Annotated in this window: 10 protein-coding genes and 1 pseudogene; 3 read left to right on the forward strand and 8 right to left on the reverse strand. The window is 63.7% G+C overall.

Going from position 1 to position 11,852, the window contains the following annotated elements; genetic code table 11:
- Window positions 1-38 precede the first annotated feature (38 nt).
- Both P0D68_RS30315 and P0D68_RS30320 read left to right on the forward strand, forming a co-directional pair.
- On the forward strand, window positions 39-1,247 hold the full coding sequence (locus P0D68_RS30315; RefSeq protein ID WP_408300508.1) for an acyl-CoA dehydrogenase family protein: 1,209 nt from the start codon (window positions 39-41) through the stop codon (window positions 1,245-1,247).
- A 12-nt stretch (window positions 1,248-1,259) separates the two neighbouring features.
- Window positions 1,260-2,390 (forward strand): acyl-CoA dehydrogenase family protein, encoded by a 1,131-nt coding sequence (locus P0D68_RS30320; RefSeq protein ID WP_408300506.1) that lies wholly within the window; start codon window positions 1,260-1,262, stop codon window positions 2,388-2,390.
- Between the two features lie 167 nt (window positions 2,391-2,557).
- Here P0D68_RS30320 and P0D68_RS30325 read toward each other — a convergent pair whose 3' ends face one another.
- The 4 genes from P0D68_RS30325 to P0D68_RS30340 form a co-directional block, all read right to left on the reverse strand.
- Window positions 2,558-3,022 (reverse strand): RidA family protein, encoded by a 465-nt coding sequence (locus P0D68_RS30325; protein ID WP_408300504.1) that lies wholly within the window; start codon window positions 3,020-3,022, stop codon window positions 2,558-2,560.
- 77 nt (window positions 3,023-3,099) lie between these two features.
- Window positions 3,100-4,623 carry a M81 family metallopeptidase gene (locus P0D68_RS30330; RefSeq protein ID WP_408300502.1) on the reverse strand — a complete coding sequence of 508 codons (1,524 nt, stop codon included), beginning with the start codon at window positions 4,621-4,623 and terminating at the stop codon, window positions 3,100-3,102.
- 12 nt (window positions 4,624-4,635) lie between these two features.
- Window positions 4,636-5,385, reverse strand: coding sequence for a creatininase family protein (locus tag P0D68_RS30335; protein ID WP_408300500.1), 750 nt, complete (start codon window positions 5,383-5,385; stop codon window positions 4,636-4,638).
- A 128-nt stretch (window positions 5,386-5,513) separates the two neighbouring features.
- Window positions 5,514-6,800, reverse strand: coding sequence for an MFS transporter (locus P0D68_RS30340; RefSeq protein WP_408300684.1), 1,287 nt, complete (start codon window positions 6,798-6,800; stop codon window positions 5,514-5,516).
- A 136-nt stretch (window positions 6,801-6,936) separates the two neighbouring features.
- On the opposite strand from P0D68_RS30340, the gene P0D68_RS30345 reads away from it, so the two are divergent.
- Entirely contained in the window at window positions 6,937-7,911 is a 975-nt protein-coding gene (locus P0D68_RS30345; RefSeq protein ID WP_091792720.1) for a LysR family transcriptional regulator, read from the forward strand.
- 256 nt (window positions 7,912-8,167) lie between these two features.
- Here the strand turns inward: P0D68_RS30345 and P0D68_RS30350 are convergent.
- The 4 genes and pseudogenes from P0D68_RS30350 to P0D68_RS30365 form a co-directional block, all read right to left on the reverse strand.
- Window positions 8,168-8,791 (reverse strand): annotated as a pseudogene (locus P0D68_RS30350) (hypothetical protein); the annotation flags it as partial.
- 340 nt (window positions 8,792-9,131) lie between these two features.
- On the reverse strand, window positions 9,132-9,539 hold the full coding sequence (locus tag P0D68_RS30355; protein WP_408300498.1) for a hypothetical protein: 408 nt from the start codon (window positions 9,537-9,539) through the stop codon (window positions 9,132-9,134).
- On the reverse strand, window positions 9,536-10,702 hold the full coding sequence (locus tag P0D68_RS30360) for a cupin-like domain-containing protein (protein WP_408300496.1): 1,167 nt from the start codon (window positions 10,700-10,702) through the stop codon (window positions 9,536-9,538). Before P0D68_RS30360 ends, P0D68_RS30355 begins: the two co-directional genes overlap by 4 nt.
- Window positions 10,696-11,646, reverse strand: coding sequence for a TylF/MycF/NovP-related O-methyltransferase (locus P0D68_RS30365; RefSeq protein WP_408300494.1), 951 nt, complete (start codon window positions 11,644-11,646; stop codon window positions 10,696-10,698). Before P0D68_RS30365 ends, P0D68_RS30360 begins: the two co-directional genes overlap by 7 nt.
- Between the last annotated feature and the right edge of the window lie 206 nt (window positions 11,647-11,852).

Raw genomic sequence — 11,852 nt, forward strand, 5'->3', positions numbered from 1 at the left:
CCACGCCGGTCGGCCAACCCTCTTCGGAACAACCCGCCATGGATCTGAACTTCACTCCCGAGGAAGAAGCCTTCCGCGCCGACGTGCAGGCCTTCTTGCGCGACAAGCTCCCGCCGCGTCTCGCCGCCAAGGTGCACGGCGGCCGCCGTCTCACGCGCGATGACATGGCCGCGTGGCACGCCATTCTCAACGCGCAAGGCTGGCTCGCGAATCACTGGCCGAAAGAGTACGGCGGCCCGGGTTGGAACCCGGTGCAAAAATTCATCTTCGAAAACGAATGCGCGCTGGCCGGCGCGCCGCGCGTGGTGCCGTTCGGCGTCAACATGCTCGGCCCGGTGCTGATCAAATACGGTAGTGAAGCGCAAAAACGCCATTGGCTGCCGCGCATTCTCGACGGCTCGGACTGGTGGTGCCAGGGCTACTCGGAACCGGGCGCCGGCTCCGATCTCGCCTCGGTCAAAACCAGCGCGGTGCGCGGCACGGATGCGCAAGGCGAGCACTACATCGTCAACGGCCAGAAAACGTGGACCACGCTCGGCCACTACGCGAACATGATCTTCTGCCTCGTGCGCAGCGCCACCGACGTGCGCAAACAGGAAGGCATCAGTTTTCTGCTGATCGACATGAACACGCCGGGTGTCGAAGTGCGCCCGATCATCACGCTCGACGGTGATCACGAAGTCAACGAAGTGTTTTTCACCGACGTGCGCGTGCCGGTCGAAAACCTGGTCGGCGAAGAGAACAAAGGCTGGACTTACGCCAAGTACCTGCTCACATATGAACGCACCAATATCGCGGGCGTCGGCTTCTCGGTGGCCGCCTTCAACCGGCTGCGCAAGATCGCCGCGAAACAGCGGCGCAACGGCAGGCCGCTCGCGGAAGACCCCGCGTTCGCCGCGCGCATGGCGCGAGTCGAAATCGATCTGGAGAACATGAAGACCACCAACCTGCGCGTGATCGCGGCGGTGGCCGACGGCGGCGTGCCCGGTGCCGAAAGCTCGATGCTGAAGATTCGCGGCACCGAGATTCGCCAGGAAATCTCGTCGCTCACGCGCCGCGCCATGGGTCCTTATGCGCAGCCGTTCGTCGAGGAAGCCTTGCAGGACGGTTTCGAAGGCACGCCGGTCGGCCCCGACGAAGCCGCGAGCGCCGCCTCGCTGTATTTCAACAATCGCAAGCTGTCGATCTTCGGCGGCTCGAACGAAATCCAGAAGAACATCATTTCCAAAATGATCCTGGGACTGTAAGGGGCGCACGTCATGAATTTCCAGCATACCGAAGACCGCCGCATGCTGGCGGACACGCTCAATCGTTTTGTCAGCGAGCAATACGGCTTTGAGACGCGCGACCGGATCGCGCGTTCGGCGCAAGGCTATAGCAGCGAGTTATGGAGCCGCTTTGCCGAACTCGGGGTGATCGGCGCATTGTTCGATGAAGCGGACGGCGGTTTTGGCGGCGGCGGTTTCGATATCGCCGTGGTGTTCGAGAGCCTCGGCCGCGGCCTCGTGGTCGAACCGTTTCTGGATACGCTGATTGTCGGCCGCGCGATTGCGCGCAGCGGCGACGTGGCGCAGAAGGCTGCGCTCGGTGACTTGATCGACGGCTCGCGAATCGTTGCGCTCGCGCACGGCGAGCCAGACAGCCACTACGAACTGGCCCGCGTGACCACCCGCGCGCAGCGCAGCGGCGACGCGTGGCAACTGAACGGCGCGAAAGCGGTCGTGCAGCACGGCGAGCATGCTTCGCTCTTTCTGGTCTCGGCGCGCACGAGCGGTGATGATAACGACGAAGCCGGCGTGACGCTCTTTCTCGTACCGCGCGATGCGGCCGGCGTTAGCGTGCGTGGCTATCCCAGGATCGACGGTGGGCGCGCGGCCGAAGTGACCTTCGACAACGTCACGCTCGACGACGACGCATTGCTCGGCACCGCGGGCGCGGGCTTTGCAACGCTCGAGTACGCGGTTGGCTGCGGTGTGCTGGCCTTGTGTTCCGAAGCGGTCGGCGCGATGGATGTCGCTAAAGACTACACGCTAGAGTATCTGCGCACGCGCAAGCAGTTCGGCGTGCCGATCGGCAGCTTTCAGGCACTGCAGCATCGCATGGCCGATCTCCTGCTCGAGATCGAACAGGCGCGCTCGGCGGTGATCAACGCGGCCGCGGCGCTCGGCGCCGAACGCCGGCAGCGGGAGCGCGCGGTGTCGGCGGCCAAGTACAGCATTGGGCGAATCGGCGCGCGCGTGGCGGAGGAATGCATTCAGTTGCACGGTGGAATCGGCATGACGTGGGAACTGCCGCTCGCTCATTATGCGAAGCGTCTCGTGATGATCGATCATCAACTCGGCGATGAAGATCACCATCTCGAACGGTTTGTCGCACTGGGGCGGGAATAGTCGCGACTTGTGGGGAATCGCGATCGGCGGTGCGCGCAGACTGACGGTGAATGCAGCGCCGCCTTCTTCTGACCGCATCGCGATCGCGTCTTCATGGGCCACGGAGATTATGACGACTACCGAGGTCTGCCGGGACTACGCAGGCGCGACTGTGACCAGCGACGTCGTTAACCTATCTCGACGTTCATCTCGAGTTCCACACACGCGCCCAACGGAATCTGCGCCACGCCGAAGGCCGAACGCGCATGCTTGCCGCGCTCGCCAAATACCTCCGCCAGCAATTCCGACGCACCGTTCGTCACCAGATGTTGCTCGACAAAATCCGGCGTTGAATTGACAAGACTCATCAGCTTGACGATCCGCGTCACGCGATTAAGGTCGCCCACGTGCGCGTGCAGCGTCGCAAGCAGATCGATGGCGATCGACCGCGCGGCGACGCGCCCTTCTTCCGTTGTCAGGTTGCTGCCGAACTTACCTACCCACACTTTGCCGTCCTTCTTCGCGATATGGCCGGACAGAAAGATCATATTGCCGCTTTGCGTACTCATCACGTAGGCGGCCGCGGGTGCGCCGGCAACCGGCAACTCGATGCCGAGTTCCTTGAGTCTGGCGTAAACGTCCTGTTGGACCATGACATGCTCCTTAAATAGTGGGGTGATCAATATGAAATGCTCTGGCTTCGGGCAATGAAACCACGCTGATGCGATGACTACAACGCGGTCGAATCGAACACCATCGCGCCGAGCTCGCCCAGCGACTTCCCGTTCGGACTCACACGAATTCGCGGATCGAGTCGCCGCCACGGCAGATCGGAAGGATCGGCGGCCATGGGACCAGGTGCTTTGGCGACGAGGATCGTGTCGGCAATCGCCTGAAAGTCCGCGCGGAAGTGCACTGAACTCTTGTTGACGAGAATCTTCATTCGTGACGGCTCGATCCCCGCCGCGCGATACAGGTTCTGCTCGAACATCTGCGTCTTGATCGAACTCACCGCTATCCTCACTCCGTCGATGCGAAGGCATGCCACAGGCCCAAGATCGCCCGGCATTCCGTTCATCATCGGTCCGTCAAAGCGGAAATGTCCGTCCGAAACATGTTCGACGTAAAAACTTGCTGCCAGCGGTTCGTCTCCGGGCACGCCCGACCGGCCTCCCAACGCGAGTTCGAGCGTCGCACCCACGCCTGCCCGATGGGCCGCGGCTGCCGCCGGTGCGTCCCAGATCATGCCGAGCGCGGCATCGGCCGCGCCGTGGCGCAACAGCGCGCGCGCCATGAACATCGTGTTCGAATCGCCCCCTGCTCCCGGGTTGTCCTGTGTATCGGCAATGATCACGGGCCGCCGTGCGCTGCGGCTGCGCTGCATGGCGTCGATCACCGCCTGGTCCGGCGTGAGGAAGCGAACCGCCCACAGCGCCTCATGCGCGGCGATCCGTTCGAACAAGGTCTCGATAGCCGCCGTCAACGCTGCTTCGTCATATCCGTAGCCCCAGATCATCGGCCCGCACTCCGGAAAGTCGGCCGCCGGGAACCCCGGTGCGAAGGATAGCGAAGCGATCGTGTCGCGTTCGAGCGAGGTCATGAGTTCATACACGCCGCGTGAGGGTTCGACGAGCGTGCACATCGCGTTGATGGGAATCAGAAACGGAATGCGCCGCGCCGCCCGCTTGAGCGGTCGCCCATTGGTCAACAGATCGTCGAGAATGCGCGCCGCGCGCTCCCCTGTTTGTGCCATGTCGACATGCGGATAGGTCCGATAGGCGACAAGGGCGTCGGCGTAGTTCAGCATTCGCTGGGTCACGTTCGCGTGCAGATCCAGCGTGACGACGACCGGAACGCGAGCACCGACGGCTAACCGGATGCGCTCCAGCAGTTCGCCTTCGCCGTCGTCGGTGTGCTCGGCGACCATTGCGCCATGCAGGTCGAGATAAATGGCGTCGAACGTCTCGGTCTCGATGGCCAGCAAAATGCTGCCCGCGATCCGTTCATAAGCGTCTCGCGTCACATGGGCCGACGCACTCGCGCCTGCCCAGATCACCGGGACCAACTCGTGTCCGGCGGCCTCGGCGTGCCGGATGAAACCGGCGACCGGAACGTTGACGCCACGCAGATCCAACACGCCGGCACCGCGCGCGAGCGCAGGAAAGCCCTCGCCTTGCAGAAAATTTTCCCAGCCGGCGCGGGTGGGCGCGAACGTATTGGTTTCGTGCTGAAAACCGGCAATCAGGATCTTCATTAGCGCAAGCTGTCAGTCCGGTACGCTTTCGCGGCTGAACGCATCCATCTCGCGGATCAGGCTTTGTGCGGCGAGCTTGACCAGCGCGCCGCCCTTTTCCGGAGAGGCGAGCCCCGGATCGGAGCCCATCCGTCCATCGGAATAGCGCGCGCGAAAATCGAGCGCCTCGCGAATCGGTCCCGATGGTGCGATCTTTGGCGAGTAGCTGGCCGTCTTGATCGACTCGGGAAGCGCCCATTGCGTAATGGCGATTTCGGAGGGCGTGGCATGGATGCCATGCCCTTCGGGAAACTGCTCTCGCGCCAGTTCGCCGACGCCTTCCAGATCCCACCAGTTGCACAGCTTCAGCGCGAACCCCGCGCGGCGTTTAGCGAAACTGGCCTCAGCATAGATCTCGGAGAAAGCGGCTTCGATCGACGCGACGTTGCCGCCATGGCCGTTCAGAAACAGGATCTTCTCGAAGCCGTGACCCGCGAGCGAGCGCGTCCAGTCGCCGATCGAGGCCATGAAAGTCGAGGGCCGCAGCGAGATGGTCCCCGGAAAGCCCAGGTGATGCTGCGCCATACCGATGTTGAAGGTCGGCGCAATCAGGATGTCAGCGCTCTTCTCGGCTTCGTGCGCGATGATTTCCGGGCACAGCCAGTCCGTGCCCAAAAGACCCGTGGGACCGTGCTGCTCGTTCGAGCCGATCGGCACGACGATCGAACGGCTTCGTTCGAGGTACTGCCCGACTTCGACCCATGTTGACTGGTACAAAAGCATTTGAAGTTCTCGCTTTCGCCGCTACCCGCAGGAAACGCGGCGCAATAGGGTTGACTGCGGCTCATCGACGACACCTGCGGATAACCGTCAACGAGCATCCTTATCCGGAGCTGGACCTGCCCCGCCCGTTATTCTGAAGGCAGCCTGTTCGCGAAGAGCAGCACGGCGCCGCATAGCGCCAGACCGGCGACGATCAGGAGTCCAAGATGGAGGTTGCCGGTCGCCGTCTTGGCCCAGCCGATGATCGCGGGTCCCCAGAATCCACCGGACAGGCCGATTGTATTGATCAGGGCAATGCCACCCGCGGCCGCGTCGCCCTTGATGAATTCGGATGGGATCGCCCAGAACACCGTGTACGCCATCCACAGCATGGTTATGGCGAATGTCAGCAGAACGAGCGTGGCGACGAGATGGCCGTCGGTCAAAACCGACAACGAAAGCAAGGTGGCGGCGAGAAACGCCGGCACGGAGCTGTGATAACGCCGTTCGCGACGCGCATCCGAACGGCGGCCGATCAGGTACATGCCGAACGCGGCCCCGACGTAGGGAATCGCCGCATACCAGCCGAGCCGGATCGTATCGTCGACACCTTGCGACTTCACGATGGTCGGCAACCAGAAACTCATGGCGTAGATCGACGCGATGATGCAAAAGTACGCGCAAGCCAGCAGATAAATCCTCGGGCTGCGCAGAACAGCCTTGAACGAATGGTCTCCAGCGGGCACGGCTACGAGTTCGGATTCGAGCAGGCGCTTCTCGTCATCGTTCAGCCAGTTGGCCTCGGCGGGCCGATCCGACAGCACGAACAGCGTGAGCACGCCCAGCACGATGCACGGCAGACCTTCCACGAGGAACATCCACTGCCAGCCGGCGAGACCCGCTTTGCCGGCGAGGCTCGTCATCAGCCACGCGGAGAGCGGGCCGCCCACAATGCCGCCGATCGGGCCGGCGAGAAACACGATCGCGATTGCGCGGGCCATACGTGAGGGACCGTACCAGCGCGAAAGATAAAAGATCATGCCCGGCGCAAACCCCGCCTCGAAGATGCCGAGCAGAAAGCGCATTCCGTAGAACATCTGCACGTTGCGCACAAACAGCATGCATGCCGAGGTAATGCCCCACAGCACGAGGATGCGGAAGAAGGTTTTCCGTGCGCCGATTTTCGGCAGCATCAGGTTGCTCGGCAGTTCGAACAGCACGTAGCCCAGAAAGAAGATGCCGGCGCCAACGCCGTAAGCGGCATCGGAAAAGCCCAGGTCGCTTTGCATCTGCAACTTGGCGAAGCCCACGTTCACCCGATCCAGATAAGCGAACAGATAACAAAGCAGAAGAAACGGCAGCAGCCTGAAGTTGAGCCTGGCATAGAGCGCGGGAACGTCGTTCCAGCGGGTCGCCGCGGGTTGAATTGTTGCCATGCCAGCCTCCATGTCGAACGTCTTGTTCAGTTCATCCTGTATGCGCATGGTGGCGACTCCGAGCCGGACTAGCAACAGCAACTAAGTTCACGTATCGTTGCCTACAGAGCAACGACAGCGTCGACGGGAGACCGGCATGAGGGAAATCAATCAGCAGCGCCTGCGCTATTTTTATGAGGTGTTGACTCACGGCACGATTCGCGGGGCGGCGGATAGCCTGAACACGTCGCCCTCCGTCATTACGCGGCAGATCAAGCTGCTGGAGGACGAACTCGGCGCCACGCTATTCGAGCGCCAGGCGCGCGGCGTGACGCCCACCGAGGCGGCGGCGCATCTGCTCGAATTCTGGAGAGGGTATCGGTCGCAGCAGGAGAAACTGGAGGACCAGCTTCATGCCATGAAAGGTCTTCAGCAAGGCCATGTTCAACTGGCTATCAGCGAAGGGTATGTCGACGCGCTGATCGACGAGGTGATCGCCCCGTTCTGTGCGCACTATCCCAAGCTGGACATTGGTGTGGATATGCTGCCGGTCGACGACGTGTTGGCCGAAGTGGCCGAGAGCCGCGCCCATATCGGGCTGGCTTACAATCCGCCGCCCCATGCGCGGATTGAATATCGCGCCAGTTCCTCGCAGCCCATCGTCTTGCTGGTTCGATCGGAGCATCCGCTGGCACTGAGAGGCACGCCGGCAAGCGTCGAAGACCTGCTCGCTTATCCCCTCGCGTTGATGCCGGGCAACTTCGGAATTGGCCACGCGGCCAAGATGCTGGAGTTTGCCGAGAACATCGAGATTCGCCCTGCCCTCACCACGAATTCGCTGACCGCGCTCAAGCGCATCGTCGCTTCTGATAACTTCATCACGCTCGTGGGAGAATTCGCTGCGTATCGCGAGATCGCGGCGGGCGACCTGGCCGTCGTACCCATCGACCATCCATTGTTTCGCGGCATCAAGGCGCGACTACTCGTCAAATCCGGCCGCCCACTCGTGGCGGCTGCCCATGAGTTGCTCAACTGGATCCTGCAGCGCATGACGATGTTTGCGGAGCCGGACGATGCCGGCCGTGGCCGGACGGCTAGCGGCCGGCCACGCCGACGTGGCGCGGCGCGCTAGCACGCACACGAGTGAGCGGCATGCCTGTTCGCACCAGGCTGAACAGCGATGTTCGGGCAAGCTGGACAGGCATATCCCGAGCAGTGCGCGCTGGCGTTGCCCCTCTTGTCCGGATTGATTCGGCGAGTTGCAAGCGGAGAGCCGCCGCACCCTCGCGCGATCAGACGGACAGCGTCTGCTGAAAATTCAGATTGGGCGAGTTCAGCGCCAGGTCCGTGCTCAGGTTGGGCAGGTTGAACGAACCGCTGCCGGAAACCGTCTGGTCGAGACCGCCTTGCGCGGCCCACTGGAAGTTGCCCACGCCGGAAACACCGTCGGCGCCGGACACGTCGTGCGTCTCGATCTGCTTGTAGACATCCGGGTTCTGCAGCATGTAGGAAGCCGCGGCCGACACATCGGACGGCGTGCCGGCGGGCGGATTATTGGCCAGCTTATAAAGCTGGTTCGGATCGAGCGACGAGATGCCGTTCTGGCTCATGTAGCTCGCGAGCGCACCGGCCGCGCTTTGTGCGCCCATCATGGCGCCTTGGGTGGAGATCGAATTCATCGTATCGGTTGCGCCCGGCGCGGGCTCGCTGTCGAGCCCGCCCTGCGCCGCCCACTCGAAGTTGCCTACGCCGGAAATGCCGTCCGCACCTGCCACGTCGTGCGTTTCGATCTGCTTGTAGACATCCGGGTTCTGTAACATGTACGCCGCCGCAGACGACACTTCGGGCGGTGTGCCCGCAGGCGGATTGTTGGCCAGCTGATAAAGCTGGTTTGGATCGAGCGACTTGATGCCGTTCTGGTTCATGTAGCTCGCGAGCGTGCCCGACGCACTTTGTGCCATCGCGTTCTGTCCCACCGACGACGAACTCTGCTGCAACGCCTGATTGATCATCGCATCGACTTGCTGCTCCAACTGCTGGATGGACTGATCTTCTGTAGAGAACGAAGCGTCGAAGCTCGGCGTGGCAAGACTGGAGACGGTGTCGTTGGCGATAGCGGTCATGGGATCCTCGGCAAGGAGAAACAGACCGCCGCCGGTCAGGCGGAAATGAAGCGGAGCATAGCGGCGGTCCGGGGTCGTCTAATGCTAATTGGGCGGTCGGCTCCGGTTCCGGCCCACGCGAACAGCGGGCCGAAAATGCGAAGCCATGTCCTGGCGAAGAGGCGTTCGCGGCAGCAGAAACGACACACCGGCAAACACGCCCGGGTGCCGCGGCAACCCGTGCCACGCATCACTGAACCTGCGCGGCGCCTCGCGCGGCCTGCCCTTCGCAGTAGGCGAGGTACTTGTCGTAAGCCTGTTGCGGCGGCGTTTTGGCGTACTGCCCGTAAAGACGATCGATAAAGGTGGTCAATTCCGCCTGTGCGTACAACTGCCGTTCGATCGGCATCGCCGCCGCCACGCGCTGCGCCTTGCGCAACTCGTCTTCCTTGCTGACGCCCGCATCGCGGTCCTGCGCGATCAGCTTCGCGTTGTTCGCGCGCGTCGTGCAGACCTGCGTCATGGCCGCAGAAGCCTGCGCCTGCGCGGACACCGGGCCAAGCGCCGCCGCCGACGCGAGCAGCGCGGTCACGGCCATGCTGCGTACGAAGGGAAAAAAGCGCGCGCGGGGCGAGTCGCCTGGGGTTGTGCCGATCATCCGGTCCTCGTCGTATTCGATGCAATCGATGTTGAAGGGGTCCTGTCAAGCAGCGTTGCCGCGGTTACGTCGTCGGCAAACCGGCTGATCGACAGCACATGATCCAGCGCCCAGACGCAGTGAAACCAGCCGGTCGGAATCACCAGCAGGTCACCCGGTTCGAGCATGACATCCACGCCGAGCGCATCGGCAAAGCGCGGAAAGCGCGTCAGGTCCGGGGCTGCCACGTCGACGCGGCAAGGACGATACGTGTTGAACGCATCGACCGCGTAGACGGCGCGTTCCTGAGCCGGCGCATAGAGCCGCACGCGCTTGCGGCCGTGGAGCTGCGCGAGAAACGAATTCGCCAGATCGCAATGCAACCGCGTGACCAGTGCGGCGGCGCTGGCCCGCCCGAACCAGAGTTGTCCGGCGCCGAACAGGCGCGCCGGCAGCAGCGGCAGGCAAAAGCGCGCTTCCCATGCGGGCGGTAGCAGGCAGCCTTCCGTGTAGGTCGCAGCGCCGGCGCCGGGAGCATGCGGCGCGACGAACCCGTCGATAAAGTCGGCGACAGTTTGCGCAAGGCCGCTCGACGGGTCCGCGCGCAGCACCGTCGCACCCTCCTGGGTGCGCCAATCGTCCAGCGTCCACGCGACTTCGGGCCAGCTCACCATGCCGCGCAACACCAGCGGGATGGATGCCTCGAGCGTGTCCGCCAGTGCCGCATGCAGACTCGTGTCGCTGCAGCCGCTTGCCCGCAGCGACGGCACCGTCTGCAGCGCAGCGGGTGCGCGCCGTTGGGCTCGCTCAAGCGCCATGCGCGCCATCGCCGAGGGCCGCTTGAGCAGTTGCAGCCAGTAAGCGGCGAGCCGCTCGGCGCCATCGATCCGCACACCGCCGAGCGCCGTGGCCGCGGCACTGCGGGGATCGAAGCCGGTGGGGTCGTCGAGCATTGCGCTCAGCAAGGCCCGCTTCAGCGTGATGCGAGCTGCGGCGCCGTGCGTGTCGCCACGCGGGATTGGCGCCGACTCGATTCGCCAACCGAAAGTGAAACGGCGGCTGGCCTCTGCACGATCGCTGACGATCAGATCCACGGTGGTCACTTGCGGCGGCGCCACGTAATGTTCGCCGAGCCGCGCTTCCAGAAGCGCGCTGAGTTCGTCATGCGCGATCATGTTCACCATGGCTTGCGCCAGTACACCGCCTGAGCATTGACACGCATCAGCGGCGCATCGATGCGATGCGCGCTACGGTATTCGTCGACGGCGCGCGCGCAGCCGGTCGGCAGACCATAGTCGTCGACGATCACGAAGCCGCCCGGTGAAAGACGCGGATACAAGGACTCGAGCGCGACACGGGTCGACTCGTACCAGTCGCCATCGAGCCGCATCAACGCAAGGCGCTCGATCGGCGCATCCGGCAATGTGTCGGCGAACCAGCCGGGCAGAAAGCGCACCCGGCGATCGAGCAGACCCACGCGCGCGAAAGCCTCGCGCACGGTCGCCAGATCGCTGCGCAGGAGGCCGACCGCGCGCATCAGGTGATGCCAGATCGCATCGCGCAGGTCGGTGACCGGGTCCGGCGCGGGCAGGCCCGCGAACGAATCGGCCACCCACACGCCGCGGCCGACGCCGCCGAACGCGGTCAGCGCGGCACGCATCAGAATCGTCACGCCGCCGCGCCATACGCCGGTTTCGATGAAGTCGCCGGGCACGCGTTCGTCGATCACCACGCGCGCCAACTCGACGACGTTATCGAGCAGCACGTCATCGCACATCGTCAGACGGCGTGACTCCTGGTGCATGTGGTTGAGCGCGTGCGCCATGCGTGTGGGCTCGATGCCGGCGATATCGGCAGCCGAGCAGCGGCGCGGCGCGAGCCATTCAGCGAACACACGGTCCGCCTCGGCGAGCCGCTCGGCGCAATCGTCGGCGGTGATCGGCGCCGCTCGAGCCGCCGCGCGATGCGCGGGATCATCGAGGTCGGCCGCGCCGCCAATGTAGCGGCGGATCATGGCCAGGTAGACATAGGCGCGCTCGTTATCGACGGCCAGCATGGATAGCCGCGGATCGGGGCCGGACGAAGAAGCGAAAGCAGGACGCGGAGGATTCGGAAGATTCAATTCCATCGCCGGTTCGGGTGGGCTCTCGGGCCGTTGTGCGCAGAGGGCGTTGCGCAGAAGCTGTCCCGCCAGATGGCGGGCGCTGCGGCAAGCGAGGCCAGTATCCCGCCGGGCCCGGGCACGGTTCGACTGAGGCGCGAATGAATGCATACTCATGCGAACCACCGGCGCCTTGCCGTTTGCCGTTTGCCGTTTGCCGTTTGCCGTTTGCC

The organism is Paraburkholderia sp. RL17-380-BIE-A (assembly GCF_046028085.1).
GTDB lineage: Bacteria > Pseudomonadota > Gammaproteobacteria > Burkholderiales > Burkholderiaceae > Paraburkholderia.

Bases quoted from the DNA above. Each gene is read 5' to 3' on its own strand.
- P0D68_RS30345 (WP_091792720.1), top strand. From the start codon at position 6,937: ATGAGGGAAATCAATCAGCAGCGCCTGCGCTATTTTTATGAGGTGTTG.
- P0D68_RS30360 (WP_408300496.1), bottom strand. From the start codon at position 10,702: ATGGTGAACATGATCGCGCATGACGAACTCAGCGCGCTTCTGGAAGCG.
- P0D68_RS30335 (WP_408300500.1), bottom strand. From the start codon at position 5,385: ATGCTTTTGTACCAGTCAACATGGGTCGAAGTCGGGCAGTACCTCGAA.
- P0D68_RS30340 (WP_408300684.1), bottom strand. From the start codon at position 6,800: ATGGCAACAATTCAACCCGCGGCGACCCGCTGGAACGACGTTCCCGCG.
- P0D68_RS30365 (WP_408300494.1), bottom strand. From the start codon at position 11,646: ATGGAATTGAATCTTCCGAATCCTCCGCGTCCTGCTTTCGCTTCTTCG.
- P0D68_RS30320 (WP_408300506.1), top strand. From the start codon at position 1,260: ATGAATTTCCAGCATACCGAAGACCGCCGCATGCTGGCGGACACGCTC.
- P0D68_RS30325 (WP_408300504.1), bottom strand. From the start codon at position 3,022: ATGGTCCAACAGGACGTTTACGCCAGACTCAAGGAACTCGGCATCGAG.
- P0D68_RS30315 (WP_408300508.1), top strand. From the start codon at position 39: ATGGATCTGAACTTCACTCCCGAGGAAGAAGCCTTCCGCGCCGACGTG.
- P0D68_RS30355 (WP_408300498.1), bottom strand. From the start codon at position 9,539: ATGATCGGCACAACCCCAGGCGACTCGCCCCGCGCGCGCTTTTTTCCC.
- P0D68_RS30330 (WP_408300502.1), bottom strand. From the start codon at position 4,623: ATGAAGATCCTGATTGCCGGTTTTCAGCACGAAACCAATACGTTCGCG.